The sequence below is a fragment of the Micromonospora sp. NPDC005220 genome (assembly GCF_040607895.1).
Classification (GTDB): Bacteria; Actinomycetota; Actinomycetes; order Mycobacteriales; family Micromonosporaceae; genus Micromonospora.
In genome coordinates this window covers 5,206-25,475 of the sequence record NZ_JBEXHP010000032.1, presented here as the reverse complement: position 1 = coordinate 25,475, position 20,270 = coordinate 5,206, and the positions used below count along the sequence as shown (strand labels likewise).

Below are 20,270 nucleotides of genomic sequence, written 5' to 3'. Positions count from 1 at the left end.
TCCACCATGAGCGGCCCGCTCTCCGGTGCGGTGCACCCGCCGATCGGCGCCCCGCTGTGGAACACCCGGGTCTACGTCCTGGACCCGGTGCTGATGCCGGTGCCGGTCGGTGTCGCCGGTGAGCTCTATATCGCCGGTGACGGCCTGGCCCGCGGATATCTGGGGCGGCCGGCGCTGACCGCCGAGCGCTTCGTCGCCCATCCCTACGGGACGCCGGGCGAACGTCTTTACCGCACCGGCGACCTGGTGCGGTGGAACCCGGACGGGCAGCTGGAGTTCGTGGGCCGGTCCGACGACCAGGTGAAGATCCGGGGATTCCGGGTCGAGCTCGGCGAGATCGAGGCCGCGCTCGTCACCCACCCCGGCGTCACGGCCGCCGCGGCGGCCCTGCACCAGGGCGAGGACGGCCGCGGCAGGCTGGTGGCCTGGGTGGTGCCGTCCGACGCGGTCCCGGCCGACGCCGCGCAACTGCGCGCCCACCTCGGCCGGCTGCTGCCGGAGTACATGGTGCCGGCCGCGTTCACCGTCGTGGACGCACTGCCGCTCACCGCCAACGGCAAGGTCGACCGCAAGGCCCTGCCCGAGCCCGACTTCGGCGCCCAGGGCGACGGCCGGGAGCCCGGCAACGCCAAGGAGCGGCTCCTCTGCGAGCTGATCGGCGACCTGCTGGGCGTGGCCCGGGTGAGCATCGACGACAACTTCTTCGCCCTCGGCGGGGACAGCATCGTGTCGATCCAGCTGGTCAGCCGGGCCCTCGAGGCGGGGCTGGAGTTCACCGCCACGGACGTCCTGCGCCACCCCACGATCGGGGAGCTGGCCGCCGCCGCGACCGGGCTCGAGGACGCGGACGACCAGCCCGCCGCGCCCGCCGCCGACGATCGGGGCGTGGGCGAGATCAGGCTGACCCCGTACGTCCACGCGCTGCGTCACCGCGGCGGCCCGATCGCCGGGTCGGCCGCCACCGTCGCCCTGGCCCTGCCGGGTGACACCGACGAGGAGCGGCTGCACACCGTGCTCCGGACCCTGCTGGACCGGCACGACACCCTGCGGCTACGGCTGACCCGCCGGGCCGGGAACCTGGTGTGGGGCCTCGAGGTGCGGCCGCACGGCGAGGTCGACGTGCGCGACCTGATCACTCGGGTCGACGTCGCCGGGGCCGGCCTGGAGTCGCTGGCCGGCGAGACGGCCCGGGGGCTCGAGGTCGCGCGGGCCGGGCTGGCGCCGGAGGACGGCGTCGTCTTCCGGGCGGTCTGGCTCGACGGCGGGCCGGGCGGCGAACACCGCCTGCTACTCGCCGTGCACCGGCTCGCCGCCGATGCTAGCGCGTGGCGCGTCCTGCTGGCCGACCTGAGCACCGCCTGGCCGGCGGCGGCCCGCGCCGGGGGAGCGCTGCCCCCGGTGGGCGGCACCTACCGCTCCTGGACGGAGACGTACACCGAGGCGGCCGCCGCCCCGGATCTCGTCAACCAGCTGCAGACGTGGGCCGACCTGCTCGGCACGCAGCCCGCCGCGATCCCGGGCCCGCTGGTCCCGGGCCGCGACACCCGGGACACCGTACGGACCGTGGAGGTCATCCTCTCCGCCGCCGAATCGGCCACCCTGCTCAGCGACGTGCCGGAGAAGTTCGCCACCGGGGCCGAGGAGATCCTGCTCGCCACCGTCGGCACCGCGCTGGAGAAGTGGCAGGTCCGGCGGGGGCTGGGCACGGCCGCCGGGACCCTGGTCGATGTGGAGCGCGACGGCCGCGGCGGCGACCCCGACCTCGCGCGCGCCCTCGGGCAGTTCACCTTCGTCCACCCGGTCCGCCTGGGCGCGGGCGAGGAAACCGGTGGGAGCGCCGCCGACCAGGTCAAGCGGGTCAAGGAGCTGCTGGCGGCGATCCCCGGGGACGGCCGCGGCTACGGGATGCTGCGCTACCTCAACCCGCAGACCGTTCCCCTGCTCGCGCAGGCGCCGTCCGCCCAGCTGCGGTTCGCCCACCTCGGCACCTTCCGGTCCCCGCTCGGCGACGGCTCGGTGCCGCTCGCCCCGGAGACCGCGGTGCGGCCGGTCGCTGCGGAGGCCCCGGACATGCCGGTGGAGTATCCGCTGGAGGTGGAGACCTGGGCCGACGAGCAGCCCGAGGGGATCCGGCTGACGGCCCGCTGGTCGTGGCCCGCGGCGTTGCTGAGCGAGGCCGACGTGGTGGAGCTGGCCGACCTCTGGCAGGAGGCGGCGCGGCGGCTCCTCGCGGAGTCGGCGCGCTCCGGCGGGCACACCCCGTCGGACTTCTCCATGGTCAGCCTCGAGCAGCGGGAGATCGAACTGCTGGAGGAGGGCGGCCGGCGGCTGGACGACGTGCTGCCGCTGGCTCCCCTGCAGGAGGGCCTGCTGTTCCACTCGCTCTACGACCAGCGCGAGATCGACGTCTACACCGTGCAGCTCGGCCTCGACCTAGAGGGCGACCCGCGGACAGCGGTGCTGCGCGCCTCGGTGCGGGCGTTGCTGGACCGGCACGAGAACCTGCGCGCGGGCTTCGCCCACGAGAAGCTGTCCCGTCCGGTGCAATTCATCCCGGCGGACATCGAATTGCCGTGGGCCGAGACGGACCTGTCGGCCCTGGACGACGCCGCGTGCGACGCGGAGGTCGACCGGGTGATGCGTGAGGCCAGGGCCGAGCGCTTCGACCTCGACCGGCCCCCGCTGCTGCGCTGCACGTTGCTGCGGCTGGGGGGCGGCCGGGCCCGGCTGGTGCTCACCTTCCACCACCTGCTGCTGGACGGGTGGTCCACGCCGATCCTGCTCGACGAGCTGATGCGGCTCTACGCGGCGGGCGGCGACCCCGCCGGGCTGCCCCCGGCCCACTCCTACCGGAACTACCTGAGCTGGCTCGAGGGCCAGGACCGGACGGTCTCGGAGAAGGCGTGGCGCGAGGTGCTCGACGCCTCGGTGGAGCCCACCCTGCTGGCCCCGGCCGACCCCGAGCGTACGGCCGTCGCCACGGAGAAGATCTCCGTCACCTTCGAGGCGGACATGGTCTCCGGCCTGACCGTGCTGGCCGCCAGGCACGGCACCACGGCCAACACCGTCGTCCAGGCCGCCTGGGGACTCCTGCTGGCCCGGCTCGGCGGCCGGGCGGACGTCGTGTTCGGAGCGACCGTCTCCGGCCGCCCGCCGAAGGTGCACGGCATCGAGCGGATGGTCGGCCTGTTCATCAACACGGTTCCGGTCCGGGTGAGCTTCCGCCCGGGCGAGCCGATCGGTGACGCGCTGGCCCGGCTCTGGCAGCAGCAGGTGGAGCTGACCGCGCACCAGCACATGCGCCTGGTCGACCTGCAACGGCAGGTCGGCAAGGGCGAGCTGTTCGACACGCTGCTGGTGTTCCAGAACATCCCCGCCGACGGCGCCGGTTTCGGCGGCGACGCCGACCGGGTGCGTGCGGTCGACCTGGAGATGAACGACGCCACCCACTACCCGCTCACCCTCGACGCCGGGCTCTCCGGCGACCGGCTGCACTGCCGGCTCGGTTACCGCCCCGACCTCTTCGCCTCCACCGAGGTCGAGGCCGTAGCGGACGGGCTGGGTGAGGTGCTGCGGGCCTTCGCCAGCGAACCGGAGCGGGCCTTCGCCCTCGCGGACGATGACCCGCTGACCCGGCGCTGGGCCGGGGTGCGGTCCCGGCTGCGGGAGCAGACGGTCACCCCGGCCGGCGAGGCACCCGGGGCGCAGCTCGTCGCTGCGCCGGTCGCCCCGTCCCGTGAGGCGGTGCTGGCCGGACTGTTCGCCGAGCTGCTCGACGCGCCCGGGGTCGGGCTCGACGACGACTTCTTCGAGCTCGGTGGGGACAGCATCGTCTCCATCCAGCTGGCCGGCCGGGCCCGCAAGGCCGGGCTGCAGATCAGCCTGCGCGACGTCTTCAAGTTCCGGACGGTTCGCGCGCTGGCCCGGATCGCCACGGAGGACGAGGGCCCCGCGCAGGGCCAGTCCGTCGCCGACGGCATCGGGGAGATGCCGCTGACCCCGGTCATGCTCGACCTGTACGAGCGCGGCGGGCCCACGGACAGCGTCCACCAAGCGGCGCTGCTGCAGGTCCCGGCGGGTGCGGACGCGGGCCGGCTGGCGGCGACCCTGCAGGCCGTCCTGGACCACCACGACCTGTTGCGGTCGCGAATCGTCAAGGGCGCCGGCGGGCTGCGGCTGGAGGTCACCCCGACCGGCTCGGTCGAGGCCGCCGCGCTGCTGCGCCGGACCGACATCGCCGCCGTCCCCCAGGACGAGCTGATCGGCCTGGTCACGCAGGCGCAGGCGCGGGCCCAGGCCGAGCTCTCCTGCAAGGACGGCGAGATGGTCCGGGCCGTCTGGTTCGACGCCGGGCCGGACCGGCCGGGGCGGCTGCTGATCCTGGTCCATCACCTGGCCGTGGACGGGGTCTCCTGGCGCGTCCTGCAGGAGGACCTCCGGCACGCCTGGGAGGCGATCGTCGCGGGGCGGGAACCCGACCTCGAGCCCGTGGGCACGTCGTTCCGCCATTGGGCCTCTGTGCTGGCCGAGCAGGCGACCGGGCCGGAGCGCACCAAGGAGCTCGACCTGTGGCGCTCGGTCCTGCAGACCGCGGATCCGCTGCTCTCGCACCGGCCCGTCGACCCCGCGGTGGACGTGGTCCGGACCGCGCAACGGCTGACGGTGACCCTGCCCGAGGAGATCACCGCACCCCTGCTGGGCGCGTTGCCGGCGGCGTTCAACGCGACGGTCGACCATGTGCTGCTGACCGCCCTCGCGCTGGCGGTCGCCCGCTGGCGGCGGGAGCGCGGCCGCGGCGAGGACAGCGCGCTGCTGGTGGGTCTCGAGGGCCACGGTCGCGAGGAGATCGTGCCGGGGGCCGACCTGTCCCGGACGGTCGGCTGGTTCACCAGCCTCTACCCGGTCGCGATCGACCCCGGCCCGGCGGCCGGGGTCGAGGCCGGCCCGGACAGCGAGGTGCTCGGCGCCGCGCTCAAGCGGGTCAAGGAGCAGCTGCGGGCCATCCCCGACAAGGGCATCGGCTACGGGTTGCTGCGCTACCTCAACCCGGACACGGCACCCGAGCTGGCCGGGTTCGCCGAGCCGCAGGTCGGCTTCAACTACCTGGGCCGTTTCAAGGCGGTCGACGCGCAGGCCCTGCGCGCCGACGACTGGGCGGCCCCGCCGGAGGCGACCGAGACGCTGGGTGGGGGCGGGGCCGACAGCGCCCCGCTGGCCCACGCCATCGGGCTCAGCGCGGTGGCCCAGGATCGGCCCGACGGGGTGCGGCTGGTGGCCATCTGGTCGTGGCCCGGGGCGCTCTTCCGGCAGGACGAGGTACGGGCCCTGGCCGACCACTGGTTCGCCGCGCTCGAAGCCCTGGCCAGCTGCGCCGGCGCGCCCGGCGCGGGCGGACTCACCCCGTCCGACATGTCGCTGCTGGAGTTCTCGCAGGATGAGATCGAAGAATTCGAGAGGGACCTGAGCTGATGGAGAAGAACCGGAACCTGTCGCAACCTGGATTCGTCGACATCTGGCCGCTGTCCCCGCTGCAGAAGGGCATGCTCTTCCACGCCCTGTACGAGGAGCAGGGCGCGGACGTCTACGTCATCCAGCTGGCGATCGACCTCCGGCGCGAGGTGGACGCGGCCGCCCTGCGCGGCGCCGTGGCCACGGTGCTCGGCCGTTACGAGAATCTGCGGGTTTCGTTCCGCAACCGCAGGAGCGGCGAGCCGGTCCAGGCGATCCTGCGCGAGGCAGAGCCGGACTGGTCCGAGACCGACATCAGCGACGTGGCCGAGCCGGAGCGCGCGGCCCGGCTGCGGCAGCTGCTCGACGAGGACCGGACCCGCCGGTTCGACCTGAAACGGCCGCCGCTGCGCTTCTCGCTGATCAAGCTGGCCGGCGACGAGTACCGGTTCGTCTTCACGGCCCACCACATCCTGCTCGACGGCTGGTCCATGCCGCTGGTGCTGGGCGAGCTGATGACCCTCTACGCCAACGGCGGCGACGCTGCCGCGCTGGCGCCGGTCATCCCGTACAAGGACTACCTGGCCTGGCTGGCCCGGCAGGACCGGCCCGCGGCCGAGGCCGCCTGGCGGGACGCGCTCAAGGGGGCCGGGCCCACGCTGGTGGCCGGTTCCGGCACGGGCGCCTCGCTGCCCGACAGCCTGATCGAGGACGTTTCCCCGCAAGTGTCGGCCGCGCTGATCGAGCGGGCGCGCTCGCTCGGCGTGACCCTCAACAGCGTCGTGCAGACGGCCTGGGGCCTGATCCTGGGCTCGCTGACGGGGCGGGACGACGTCGTCTTCGGCGAGACCGTCTCGGGCCGGCCGCCTGAGCTGCCCGGGGCCGAGCGGATGGTCGGCCTGTTCATCAACACGCTGCCGGTCCGGCTGCGGGTGGACCCCGCGCTCTCCCTCCAGGACCACGTCCGCGAACTGCAGGACGCCCAGGCCGACCTGCTGGCCCACAAGCACCTCGGGCTGGCCGAGATCCAGCAGTTGCACGGCGGGGGACAGCTCTTCGACGCCATCACCATCTTCGCCAACTACCCGATCGACTCCGACAGCCTGCGGGAGTCCGCCGACGACATCGGGGCGGTCGGCGCGGCGGCTGTGGATGCCACGCACTACGCCCTCAACCTGGAGGGCACCGTCCGGGGCGAGCGGATGACGGTCCGCCTCGACCACCGCCCCGACCTGTTCGCCCCGGGTGCCGGGCGCGAGGTGCTGGACCGGGTGCTCGCGGTGCTGCGAACCTTCGCCGACCAGCCGGACCGGCGGGTCGGGGAGCTGGAGCTGTTCGACGCCACCGATCGTGCACGCCTGGTGCTCGCCGCGTCCGGCCCGGCGGAGAACCCCGCCGAGCCGGACGCCGTTCCCGCCGCCCGGCCCGGCCCAGCGGACGCGATGCCGGCGACCGAACGCGAGGCGCTGCTGTGCCGCCTCTTCGCCGAGGTACTCGGGGTCGAGTCGGTCTCCGTCCACGACAACTTCTTCGCCCTGGGCGGCGATTCGATCACGTCGATCCAGCTGGCGCACCGCGCCCGCAAGGAGAACATCGCGCTGAGCCTGCGGGAGATCTTCGAGCACCGGACCGTGTCCCGGCTGGCGGCGTTGGCCGGCGCTGCGCCGCAGCAGGCCCCGGCCATCGCCGACGACGGGGTCGGCCCGGTGCCCCTGACCCCGATCATGCACTGGCAGCAGAGCCAGGGCGGCCGGATCGACGCCTTCAACCAGACGATGACCGTGCCCGTCCCGGCCGGCCTGACCCCGGCGGAGTTGCACACCGCGTTCCAGGCGTTGCTCGACCACCACGACGCGCTGCGGATGCGGCTCGGCCGTGGCCCGGACGAGGCGTGGACGCTGGAGGTCCTGCCCCGCGGCGCCGTGCGGGCCGAGGACTGCGTGCGTCGCTACGAGGTCACGGCCGACGCCCCGGCCGCAGAGGAGCAGGTGCTGGCGGCCGTGGACCGGCTCGCGCCCGCCGACGGCCGGATGGTGCAGGCCGTCTGGTACGACGCCGGACCGGACGCGGAGGGCCAGCTGGCCCTCATGATCCACCACCTCGCGGTGGACGGCGTCTCCTGGCGGATCCTGCTGCCCGACCTGCAGGACGCCCTCGACGCGACCCGATCCGGCGCCGCGATCACCCTCGAGCCGGTCGGCACGTCGCTGCGCCGCTGGTCGCAGGAGCTGGCGACGCAGGCCCGGACCGACCGCCGGGTGGCCGAGCTGGACCGCTGGCGCTCGGTGCTGGCCACCGAAGACCCGAACCTGGCGGAGCGCCGTCCGGACCCCGCCCGCGATGTCGTCGGCGTGGCCCGCCAGCTGACCGTGAACCTGCCCCCGGCCACCACGGCCGCGATCCTGGGCGCCGTGCCCGCGCTCTTCCACGCCGGGGCCGACGAGGCGATGCTCACCGCCCTGGCGCTGGCCGTGGCCCGCTGGCGGCGGGAGCGCGGCCGCGGCGACGCCAGCGCGGTGCTGATCGGCCTGGAGGGCCACGGCCGCGAGGCGATCGTCGACGGGGCCGACCTCTCGCGGACCGTGGGCTGGTTCACCAGCCTCTACCCGGTCGCCGTGGACCCGGGCGCCGCCGACGACGAGGAGCTCTGGTCCGGCGGCCCCGCCCTCGGGGCTGCGTTCAAGGCGGTCAAGGAGCAGCTGCGGGCCATCCCCGACAAGGGCATCGGCTACGGGTTGCTGCGTCACCTCAACCCGGACACAGGCCCCGAGCTGGCCGGGTTCGCGGAGCCGCAGGTCGGCTTCAACTACCTGGGTCGGCTGGGCACCGCCGACCCGGACGCCGACCCCGACGCCGTACGCGTGCGCGACCTCACCGGCGCGGGCGACGCTACCATGCCGCTCCCGTACGCCGTGGAGCTCAACGCCGCCGCCGTGGACCACCGCGACGGCCAGCGCCTGACGGCGTCCTGGACCTTCTCCGGCGAGCTCTTTTCCGAGGCCGAGATCACCCACATCGCCCGGCTCTGGTTCGACGCGCTGACCGCCCTGGCCGCGCACGCCGAGCGGCCCGACGCCGGTGGTCTCACGCCCTCCGACCTGCCACTGGTCACCGTCGCTCAGGACGAGATCGACCGGCTGGCGGCTGTTACGGGCGGGATCGTCGACATCCTGCCGCTCTCGCCGCTGCAGCAGGGCCTGCACTTCCACGGCCTGTACGACGCGTCCGAGGCCGACGTCTACACCATCCAGTCGGTCCTCGAGCTGCGGGGTCCGGTCCAGGCCGATGCCTTGCGCGCGGCGGCGCAGGAGCTGCTGCGCCGGCACGACAACCTGCGCGCCTTCTTCGTCACCGGCGCGGCGGGCAAGCCGCTGCAGGTCATCCCTGCGGTGGCCGACCTGCCCTGGCAGACCCACGACCTGCGCGGTCTGGGTGCGGCGGACCGGGAGACGGAACTGCGGCGGCTGCTGGCGGCCGACCAGGCGGTGCGGTTCGACCTGGAGCAGCCGCCGCTGGTGCGGGGCACCCTAATCCGCCTGAGCGAGCGGGACCATCGCTTCGTTTTCACCGTCCACCACATCGCGGTCGACGGCTGGTCGATGCCCCTGCTCGTGCGCGACCTCTTCGACCTGTACGGGCGGCAGCTGCGCGGCGACGAGCCGGCGCCGTCGCCCGCCGCGCCGTACAAGCAGTACCTCGGCTGGCTGGCCGCGCAGGACCGCGACGCCTCCGAGAACGCCTGGCGGGCCGCGCTGGCCGGCTTGGACGAGGCGACCCACCTGGTGCCGGACCCCCAGACGCACGCCACGGCCGCCCCCGCGCGGCTGCACACCGCCGTCCCTGCGGAGCTGTCGGCGGCGCTGACGGCCGTGGCCCGGGAATACGGGCTGACGGTCAACACCCTGGTGCAGGGCGCCTGGGGGCTTCTTCTCTCGGTGCTGACCGGCCGCACCGACGTCGTCTTCGGCGCGACCGTGTCGGGCCGCCCGCCGGAGCTGCCCGGCGTCGAGAGCATGATCGGTCTGTTCATCAACACCCTCCCGGTCCGGATGGAGATCGACCACGGCGCCTCCCTGGCCGGGCTGTTCCAGCGGCTTCAGGAGCGGCAGTCGGGGCTGATGGCGCACCAGTACCTCGGCCTGGCCGACGTCCAGCGCCTGGCCGGCAGCGGCGAGCTGTTCGATACCCTGGTGGTGTTCGAGAACTACCCGGTGCAAGCCGAGCCGTTGCGCGAGTCCGCCCAGGAGCTCGGGGTGGTGGACGCCGAGGTGCACGACGCCGTGCACTACCCGCTGGCCCTGCTGGCGGCCCAGCGCGGAAACCAGCTCACCGTAGAGTGGTCGTACCGTCCGGACCTGCTCGACCGGGAGCAGATCGAGGCCGTCGCCGAGCGCTTCCTGACCGTGCTGCGCGCCTTCGCGGCCGGGCCGGACCGGCTGGCGGCCACAGTGGACCTGCTGACCCCCGCCGAGCGGCGGCTGGTGCTCACCGAGTGGAGCGACGGCGGCCCCGGGATCCCCGACGGTTCGGTCACCGAGCGCTTCGAGGCCTGGGTGACGGCCCGGCCGGGGGCAACCGCCCTGGTCGCCGAGGATCAGGAGCTGACGTACGCCGAGCTGGGGGCGCGGGTCGACCGCCTGGCGGGCTGGCTCCGGGAGCAGGGCGCCGGACCGGAGCAGTTCGTCGCGATCCGGCTGCCGCGCACCGCCGACCTGATCGTGGCGATGCTCGCGGTCCTCAAGTCGGGGGCTGCCTACGTGCCGATCGACCCGGCGCTCCCGGCCGACCGGATCGCCTACCTCCTGCACGACGCGAACCCGCTCCTCGTCCTCACCGAGGAGGAGTTGGCCCGCGCGGCCCGCTCCGGCGCTCCGGCCGCCGTCCCCGGCGTGGTCCGGCACCCCGATCACCCCGCGTACGTCATCTACACCTCCGGCTCGACCGGCCGCCCCAAGGGCGTCGTCGTGCCCGGCGGCGGGATGGCCAACCTCGTGGACGCGATCGTGGGACAGATGGGGCTGACCTCGGACGACCGGCTGACCGCCGTGTCCACGGTCGGGTTCGACATCACCGTGATGGAGATCTTCATGCCGCTGGTCAGCGGGGGCACGGTGGTGCTGGCCGCAGCGGACACGGTCAAGGATCCCGAGGGGCTCGGCGCGCTGCTCACCCGGACCGGCACCACCGCGCTGGCGGCGCCGCCGAGCCTGTGGCACGTTCTGGCGGAGACGGTCCCGCAGGCACTGCGCGGGCTGCGCAAGCTGACCGGCGGCGAGGCGCTCGCCTCGGACCTGGCCCGGCGGCTCGTCACCCTCGACGGCCTCGTGCTCAACCTGTACGGGCCCACCGAGATCACCGTGGCCGCCACCGGCACCGAGATCGACGGTGCGGCGCCGGTCACCATCGGCGGCCCCATCGCCGGCGCGCGGGTCTACGTGCTCGACCCGGCCCTGCGCCCGGTGCCGCCAGGGGTGCCCGGTGAGCTGTACATCGCCGGCATCGGCGTCACCCGCGGCTACCACGGCCGCCGCGGGCTGACCGCCGAGCGGTTCGTTCCCGACCCGTACGGCCCGGCCGGCACCCGGATGTACCGCAGCGGCGACCTGGTGCGCTGGACCGGCGCCGGGCAGCTCGACTATCTCGGCCGCACCGACTTCCAGGTGAAGCTGCGCGGCTTTCGCATCGAGCTCGGCGAGATCGAGGAGGTGCTGAGCGGCCACGCCGACGTGGGCCGCGCGGTCGCGAGCGTCCACGAGTTCCGTCCGGGCGACCGTCGCCTGGTCGCCCACGTGATGCCGGCCGAGGGACGCGCCGTCGACCCGGCCGTGCTGCGCGAGCACGCCGCCGCGGCCCTGCCCGGCTACATGGTGCCCACCGCGTTCGTGATTCTGAACGAGCTGCCGCTGAACCCGAACGGGAAGGTCGACCGCAAGGCGCTGCCCGCCCCGGAGCTCGGCGGTGGCGAGCTGTCCCGGGAGCCGCGCAACGCCACCGAGGCGACCCTGTGCCGGCTCTTCGCCGAGGTGCTCGGGCTGGAGCAGGCCGACGTGGCGGAGAGCTTCTTCACCCTCGGCGGGGACAGCATCAGCTCGCTCCAGCTGGTCAGCCGGGCCCGGCAGGCAGGGCTGCGGTTCAGCCCCCGCGACGTGTTCACGCACCGCACCCCGGAGGCGCTGGCGGCGGCCGTGCTGGCCGGCCAGGAGGCCGCGGAACCGGCCCGGCCGGAGGCGACGGCGAGCGACGCGGTCGGCGACGTGCCGCTGACTCCGATCATGCACTGGGTGCGGGAGCGTGGGGGCGCCATCGACCAGTTCAACCAGACGATGTCGCTGCCGGTGCCGGCCGGCGCCGGGCTCGGCACCGTCACGTCCGCGCTGCAGGCGGTGCTCGACCACCACGACGCGCTGCGGATGCGGCTGGAGCGGCTCGGGGAGGACTTCGGCTGGTCGCTGGAGATCAGCCCGCCCGGTACAGTGCCCGCCGCGGACTGCGTCCACCACGTCGACGCCGCGGCTCTGATCGCCGCGGGCTCGACCGAGGCGGAACTCGACAGGCGGGCCGTCGCCGAGGTCGCCGCGGCTCAGTCGCGCCTGAACCCCGCCACCGGGGCGATGGTGCGCTGCGTCTGGTTCGACGCGGGCCCGCAGACGCCCGGACGGCTCACCGTCGTCGCCCATCACCTGGTCGTCGACGGTGTCTCCTGGCGCATCCTGCTGCCCGACCTGCAAGCCGCCCTGGAGGCGGGCACGGCCGGGCGGCCCGTCGTCCTCGAGCCCGTGGGCACGTCCTTCCGGGAATGGGCCCGGCGGCTGACCGATCTGGCCGCCGCGCCCGACCGGATGCGGGAGCTCCCGCTCTGGCGGGGCATCCTCGACGGTTCCGACACGCCCCTGACCGACCGGCCGGTGGACGCGAAGCGGGACACCTTCGGCACAGCCGCCCAGCTCAGCGTCCAGCTCCCGGTGAAGCTGACCGCGCCGTTGCTGGGCCGGATCCCCGCGCTCTTCCACGCCGAGATCAACGACGTGTTGCTGGCGGCCCTGTCCCTGGCCGTCCTCGACTGGCGCCGGCGCACCGGGCGGGGCGACGACCCGGAGGTCCTGATCGACCTCGAGGGGCACGGCCGCGAGGAGATCGCCGACGGCGTCGACCTCGCCCGCACCGTCGGCTGGTTCACCAGCCTGTACCCGCTGCGCCTGGTGCCGGGCGAGACGCCGGACGACGAGCTGTGGTCGGGTGGACCGGCGGTGGGCCGCGCGGTCAAGCGCATCAAGGAGCAGCGACGGGTCCTGCCCGACAACGGGATCGGCTTTGGCCTGCTGCGCCATCTCAACCCGCAGACCGCCCAGGTCCTGGGCCGGTTCGCGCAGCCACAGATCGGTTTCAACTATCTGGGCCGGCTGGGGGAGGCCGACGACAGCGGCGACCACGCGTCGCGACCGGAGGTCAAGCGGGACCTGTCGAACGTGGCCGAGGCGGCCATGGCCCTGCCGCACGCCCTGGACGTCACCGCCACCGCCGTCACCTACCCCGACGGCCCGCGACTGGTCGCCCACTGGATCTGGGCCGGCGAGCTGTTCTCCGACGACGACATGCGCGACCTCGCCGAAACCTGGTTCAAGGCGCTGGAGGCGCTGGTCCGCCACGCCGAACGACCCGAGGGCGCGGGCGGCCTCAGCCCCTCCGACCTCACGCTGGTCGACCTGGGACAGGAGGAGATCGACCGCCTCGAGGTCGCCGGGGAGGACGTCGTCGATGTGCTGCCCCTCTCACCGCTGCAGGAGGGCCTGCTCTTCCATGCCCTCTACGACGAGCGGGGAGCGGACATCTACACCACCCTCCTCGCCTTCGAGCTGCACGGGGAGCTGGACGCCGCCGCGCTGCGGGACGCCGCCGGGGCGCTGCTGCGCCGGCACGACAACCTGCGCGCGGCCTTCCGGCCCGGCGCTGCCGGCCAGTCGCTGCAGGTCATCCCGCGCACGGTCGAGGTGCCCTGGCGGGAGGTGGACCTCAGCGGACACGACGAGGAGCGGCGCGCGCGGGAGCTCGACCGCCTGGCGTCGGCGGAACTGGCCGTGCGGTTCGACCCACGACAGCCTCCGCTGCTGCGGTTCACCCTGGTCAAGACGGGTGCGCGGGCGCACCGGTTGCTGCTCGCGAACCACCACATCCTGTTCGACGGCTGGTCCGGCCCGATTCTCTCGGCCGAGCTGTTCGAGCTCTACCGCAGCGGCGGCGACGACGCGGCGCTGCCCCCGGTGACGCCGTACAAGGACTATCTGACCTGGCTCGCCGGGCAGGACCGGGACGCCGCCGAGACCGCTTGGCGCGCGGCGCTGGCCGGGGTGGACGAGCCGACGCTGGTCGCCCCGGCCGACCCGGCGCGGGCGCCGCTGCGGCCCGGCACGCACCGGCTGGAGCTCTCCGGCGCGGAGACGGCCGCCCTGACCGGTCAGGCCCGCCGGTCCGGGGTCACGAAGAACACCGTGGTCCAGGCGGCCTGGGGGCTGCTGCTGTGCGGACTCACCGGGCGCGGCGACGTGACGTTCGGCGAGACCGTCAGCGGCCGGCCGGCCGAACTCCCCGGCGTCGAGACCATGGTCGGCCTGTTCATTAACACCCTGCCCGTACGGGTCCGCACCGGTCGCGGCGACACCCTGCTCGACGTGGTGCACCGCCTGCGCGACCAGCAGGCGGAGCTGCTGCCTCACAACTACCTCGGCCTCACCGACATCCAGCGCCTCACCGGCACCGGCGCTCTGTTCGACACCTCCGTGGAGTTCAGCAGCTATCCGGTCGACGCCGAGACGCTGGAGCGGACGGCCGAGGGGATCGGGATCGTCGACGTCCAGATCCAGGACGGCACCCACTACCCGCTCGCGCTCGGTGCCTCCGACAACGGGCGTACCCTCACCCTCACGATCGACTACCGCCCCGACCTGTTCGACGTCGAGACGGTGCAGGCCCTGGGCGAACGGCTCCGGACGATCCTGGGCACGTTCGCCACCGACCCCGGCCGCCGGGCCGACTCCCTGGACCTGCTGACCGAGGCCGCGCGCAAGCTGCTGCTCGTCGAGCGGAACGACACGGCCACCGAGATTCCTGCGGCCGCCGTGCCCGAGCTGTTCCGCGCGCAGGCGCGGCGGACGCCCGACGCCCCGGCCGTGGTCTTCGCCGGTACGAGCCTGACCTACCGGGATCTCGACGAGCGGTCGGACCGGCTCGCCGGCCGGCTGGCCGCGCTCGGGACCGGCCCGGAGACCCCGGTGGGCGTCCTGCTGGAACGCTCCGCTGAGCTGCCCCTGGTGCTGCTGGCGGTCCTCAAGGCGGGCGGCGCGTACGTGCCGCTGCGGGACACCGACCCCGCGCCGAGGCTGCGGCAGCTGCTGGCCGACACCGGCGCCACCGTGGTCGTTACCGACCCGGCGCTGGCCGGGCTGGCCGGCGAGCTGGGCGTGACGCTGCTCGACGCCCGGGACGACGCCTCGGCGCCGGCACCGGAGGTCGTCATCCGGCCGGACCAGCTGGCCTACGTGATGTACACCTCCGGCTCCACTGGGCTGCCCAAGGGGGTGGAGATCACCCACCGGGACATCGTCGAGCTGGCCTTCGACCGGCGGTGGACGGGTGGGGCGCACCAGCGCGTGCTGATGCACTCCCCGACCGCCTTCGACGCCTCCACCTACGAGTGCTGGGTGCCCCTGCTGCGCGGCGGGGTCGTCGCGGTCGCCTCGCCGGGGGCGCTCTCCGTGGCGGTCCTGGAGCGGCTGCTGGCCACTCATGAGGTCACCGGGCTCTGGCTCACGGCGGGACTCTTCCGGCTGGTGGCCGAGGAGTCGCCGGGCGCCCTGGCCGGCCTGAGCGAGGTCTGGACCGGTGGCGACGTGGTTCCGGCGGCGGCGGTCCGGCGGATCCGGGAGGTGTGTCCCGGCCTGGTCGTCACCGACGGCTACGGACCCACCGAGACGACGACGTTCGCCCTCAGCCACCGCCTGGACACCGGCGATCCGGTGCCGGCGCAGGTGCCGATCGGGCGGCCGCTCGACAACATGCGGGTCTACGTGTTGGACGGCAGCCTGCGCCCGGTGCCGGCGGGCGTGGCGGGCGAGCTCTACATCGCCGGCGCCGGCCTGGCCCGGGGCTACACCCGGCAGCCCGCGGCAACCGCCGAGCGTTTCGTGGCCGACCCGTTCGGCCCGGCGGGCACCCGGATGTATCGGACCGGCGACCTCGTCCGGTGGACGGCCGACGGCGTGGTGGAGTTCGCCGGCCGCGTCGACGACCAGGTGAAGCTGCGGGGCTTCCGGATCGAACCCGGCGAAATCGAGGACCGGCTGGCCCGCCACCCCGCCGTGGCCCAGACGACGGTCGTGGTGCGGGAGGACCGGCCGGGCGACAAGCGGCTGGTCGGCTACGTCGTCCCGGCCGACCCGGCCGCACCGGCGACGACGACGGAGCTCACCGAGTATCTGAGCGGCACCCTGCCGGACTACATGGTGCCGTCCGCGCTGGTGATCGTGGCCGCCCTGCCACTGACCGCGAACGGCAAGATCGACCGCCGGGCCCTGCCCGCCCCCGAATACGACGGCGGCGAGGAACGCCGCGCGCCGCGTGACGAGCGGGAGAAGACCCTGTGCGCCCTGTACGGCGAGATCCTCGGGGTGCCGGAGGTCGGGATCGACGACAGCTTCTTCGACCTGGGCGGTCACTCCCTGCTCGCGACCCGGCTGGTCAACCGGATCCGGTCCGCGTTCGGAGCGGAGGTGCCGGTGCGCCTGGTGTTCGAGGCGCCCACCGTGGCCGAGCTGGCCGGCCGGCTGACCGGCGCCGAGGCGGCGCAGCAGCGTCTGGTCGCGGTCGAGCGGCCGGCGGCCATCCCGCTCTCGCACGCCCAGCGCCGGCTCTGGTTCATCGACTCGGTGGCGGACGGCGAGACCGGCTCGTACACCATCCAGCTGGCCGTGCGGCTGCTCGGCGAGGTCGACGCGGAGGCCATGGCGGCGGCCCTCGGCGACGTGGTGGACCGGCACGAGAGCCTGCGTACGGTCTTCGCCGCCGAGGGGGGCGTCCCGCGGCAGCGGATCCTGACCGCTGACGAGTACACCGTGCCGTTGCCGGTCGAGACGGTGACCGAGGACGGCCTGGAGGGCGCCCTCAAGCAGTCCGCGGCGACGGCGTTCGACTTGGCGTTGGACATCCCGCTGCGGGCCCGGCTGCTGCGGCTGGCTCCGCGGGAGCACGTCCTGGAACTCGTCCTGCACCACATCGCGGCCGACGGGTCCTCGCTGGCGCCCCTGACCCGCGACCTCGGGCAGGCATACGCGGCCCGGCTGACCGACCGGGAACCGGAGTTCCGGCCCCTGCCGGTGCAGTACGCGGACTACGCCCTGTGGCAGCGGCGCGTCCTCGGCGACGAGGACGACCCGCGGAGCCCGTACGGGCGGCAACTGGCCCACTGGCGGACGGCGCTGGCCGGGCTGCCGGAGGAGCTGGACCTGCCGGTCGACCGGCCCCGGTCGGCAGCGGGCGGTAACCCGGGCGGGCACGTCGAACTGCGCTTCCCGGCCGACGTCGTGGCGGGCGTGCACCGGCTGGCCGAGGAGGGCGGCGCCAGCCTGTTCATGGTGCTGCACGCCGCCGTGGCCGCGTTGCTGCACCGGGTCGGCGGCGGTACGGACATCCCGGTCGGCACCGTGGTCGCGGGCCGAGGGGACGAGGCGCTCGACGAGCTCGTCGGGTTCTTCGTTAATACCCTGGTGCTGCGCACGGACCTCTCCGGCGCCCCGGACTTCCGGGAGCTGCTGGCCCGGGTCCGCGACGTCGACCTGACGGCCTTCAGCCACCAGGACGTGCCGTTCGAGCGGCTGGTCGAGGAGCTCAACCCGGCTCGTTCCCTCGGCCGCAACCCGCTCTTTCAGGTGGCGATCAGCCTGGAGAACAACGAGGAGGCCGACCTGGAGCTGCCCGGCCTCACCCTGGCCCCGCAGCCGACCACGGCGGACACCGCCAAGTTCGACCTGTCGTTCAGCTTCGGCGAGGTGCGCCCCGATGGCGGACCGGCCGGGCTGGGCGGCCAGCTCGACTACAACGCGGCGCTGTTCGACCACGCGACGGCCGCGGCCCTGGCCGACCGGCTGGTGCGGCTCCTCGGCGCGGTGGTCGCGGAGCCGGGCCGCCCGGTCGCGGACATCGACCTGCTCTCGCCGCACGAGCACGCCGTGCTCCGGGAGCTCAACGACACCGTACGGGCCTGGCCGCAGGCGACGATCGTCGCGCGGTTCGAGGAGCGGGTGGCCGCCGCGCCGGATGCGCCGGCCGTCTCCGACCGGGGCGTGACGATTAGCTACGCCGAGCTGGACGTGCGGGCCAACCGGCTGGCCCACCGCCTGATCGCTGCGGGCGTCCGGCCCGGTGACCGGGTGGCGGTCCTGCAGGAGCGCTCGGCTGACCTCGTCGTGTCCACGCTGGCCGTGCTGAAGGCCGGCGCGGCGTACGTCCCGCTCGACGCCCGCTATCCCCGGCCCCGCCTCGAACTGATCGTCCGGGAGACCGGCAGCCGGGTGCTGCTGACCGACCGGTCCCGGTCCGGGGTCGAGGTCGACGGCTTCGCCGAGGTGATCGTGGTCGACGGCGAGCGGGCGGCGGCCGAGCTCGCCGGCTACGACGCGGGAAGCCCCGCCGTCGCCGGAAACGTCGAGGAGCTGGCGTACGTCATGTACACCTCCGGCTCGACCGGCAAGCCCAAGGGCATCGGCGTCACCCACGGCAACGTCGTCGCCTTCGCCGCTGACGAGCGGTGGCACTCGGGGCACGAGCGGGTGCTGTTCCACTCGCCGCACGCCTTTGACGCGTCGACGTACGAGATCTGGGTGACCCTGCTGGGCGGCGCCCACCTCGTGGTCGCGCCGCCCGGTCAGCTCGACGCGGATGGTCTGCGGCGGCTCACCGGGGAGCAGGGGCTCACCGCGATCTTCCTGACCACGGCGTTGTTCAACCTGATCGCCGAGGAGGACCCCGGGGCGTTCGCCGGGCTGCGCGAGGTGTGGAGCGGCGGCGAGCAGGTCTCCCCGGCCGCCTTCCAGCGGGTGCTCGAGGTCTGCGCCGACACCACAGTGGTGCACGTCTACGGGCCGACGGAGACCACGGTGTACGCCCTGTGCGTCCCGCTCCGCGCGCCGGTGCCCGCCCTGCGCACCGTGCCGATCGGCCGCCCGATGGACAACATCCGGGCGTACGTCCTCGACGACCGGCTCCGGCCCGTCGCGTTCGGCGTGGCCGGAGAGCTCTACCTGGCGGGAGCCGGCACGGCTCGCGGCTACCTCGGGCTCGCGGGCATGACCGCCGAGCGCTTCGTGGCCAATCCGTTCGGTCCGGCCGGGGAGCGGATGTACCGGACGGGTGACGTGGTGCGCCAGGACGCCCAGGGGTTGATCGAGTTCGTCGGGCGGGCGGACCACCAGGTGAAGATCCGGGGGCTGCGGATCGAGCTCGGCGAGATCGAGGCGGTCCTGCAGGACCAGCCGCAGATCTCCCGGACGCTGGTCACCGTGCGGGAGGACGAGCCGGGCGACAAGAAGCTGGTGGCCTACCTGGTGCCCGTGCCCGGGGCGGACACCGCGGGCCTGCGCGACCAGATCGCCCGGCGACTGCCCGACTACATGGTTCCGTCCGCCTTCGTGTTCCTGCCCGACCTGCCGGTCAACGCGAACGGCAAGGTGGATCGCAAGGCGCTGCCCGCACCGGACTTCGGCCCTCGGGCCGGGGGCCGCGGACCGCGCAACCCGCGGGAGGAGCTGCTGTGCCGGCTCTGGGCCGAGGTGCTCAAGCTGGACCGGGTCGGCATCGACGACAACTTCTTCGAGCTCGGCGGAGACAGCATCGTCTCCCTCCAGCTCACCAGCCGGGTCCGGGCCGTCTTTGGGGTCGAGCTGTCCAACCGGGCGGTCTTCCAGGCGCCCACCGTGGCGGCGCTGATGGACGTCATGAGCGCGGGGGTCCAGCGGGACGACTCGTTCGAGGTGGTGCTGGAGCTGCGGGCCGGCGGGACTGCGGCCCCGCTCTTCTGCCTGCACCCGGTGGGCGGGGTCAGCTGGATGTACTCGGGCCTGATGCGGCACATCGACGGGAACCGTCCGCTGTACGGCATCCAGGCGCGCGGGCTGGCCCGCCGGGAGCAGCTCCCGCGGAGCCTCGCGGAGATGGCCGAGGACTACACCCAGCAGATCCGCGCGGTCCAGCCGTCGGGTCCGTACCACCTCCTCGGTTGGTCCATGGGTTCGCTGCTGGCCCACGCGGTGGCGGTTCGGCTGCAGCAGCAGGGGGAGCGCGTCGCCCTGCTGGCCAACCTCGACCAGGTGCCGATCAGTGCGGAGGAGCTGGACGGCGAGTACGTCGCCGCCGACGACCAGAAGGTCTACGCGGCCCTGCTCGACTTCGTGGGGCGCGACCCCGCGATGTTCGGGGACGGTCCGCTCGAGCGCGACCGGGTCATCGAGGTGCTGCGCGAGGAGGGCAGCGCGCTGGCCACCTTCGACGACGAGCAGATCCTGCGGATCGGTGAGATCAACAACAACAACTGGTCGCTCACCATCGGGTACGAACCGGAGGTGTTCGACGGTGACGTCCTGCTCTTCGTGGCCACCCGTGACGAGGACGACCCGGCGGGCAAGACCGCCCGCTCGGTCGCGAAGCTGCAGCGCTTCGTGACCGGGACGGTCGAGGTTGAGGAGATCGACTGCGAGCATCGGGAACTCCTGCAGGCCGGCCCGGTGGCCGAGGTCGGCCGGGCCCTGCAGCAGCGGCTCGACGGTCTTCCGGACTGA

2 protein-coding genes (1 of these 2 running past the window's edge) are annotated in these 20,270 nt (G+C 73.9%); both read left to right on the top strand.

Going from position 1 to position 20,270, the window contains the following annotated elements; all coding sequences use genetic code 11:
• On the top strand, positions 1-5,469 hold the 3' portion of the coding sequence (locus ABZU52_RS15240) for an amino acid adenylation domain-containing protein (RefSeq protein ID WP_354971656.1). Its footprint begins 10,017 nt before the window's first position; the window shows 5,469 of its 15,486 coding nt (coding positions 10,018-15,486); the start codon falls outside the window, past its left edge; it ends in the stop codon at positions 5,467-5,469.
• Complete coding sequence (locus tag ABZU52_RS15235) at positions 5,469-20,270, top strand: amino acid adenylation domain-containing protein (RefSeq protein ID WP_354971655.1); 14,802 nt, start codon at positions 5,469-5,471, stop codon at positions 20,268-20,270. The genes ABZU52_RS15240 and ABZU52_RS15235 overlap by 1 nt, the downstream gene beginning before the upstream one ends.

Bases quoted from the DNA above. Each gene is read 5' to 3' on its own strand.
- ABZU52_RS15235 (WP_354971655.1), top strand. From the start codon at position 5,469: ATGGAGAAGAACCGGAACCTGTCGCAACCTGGATTCGTCGACATCTGG.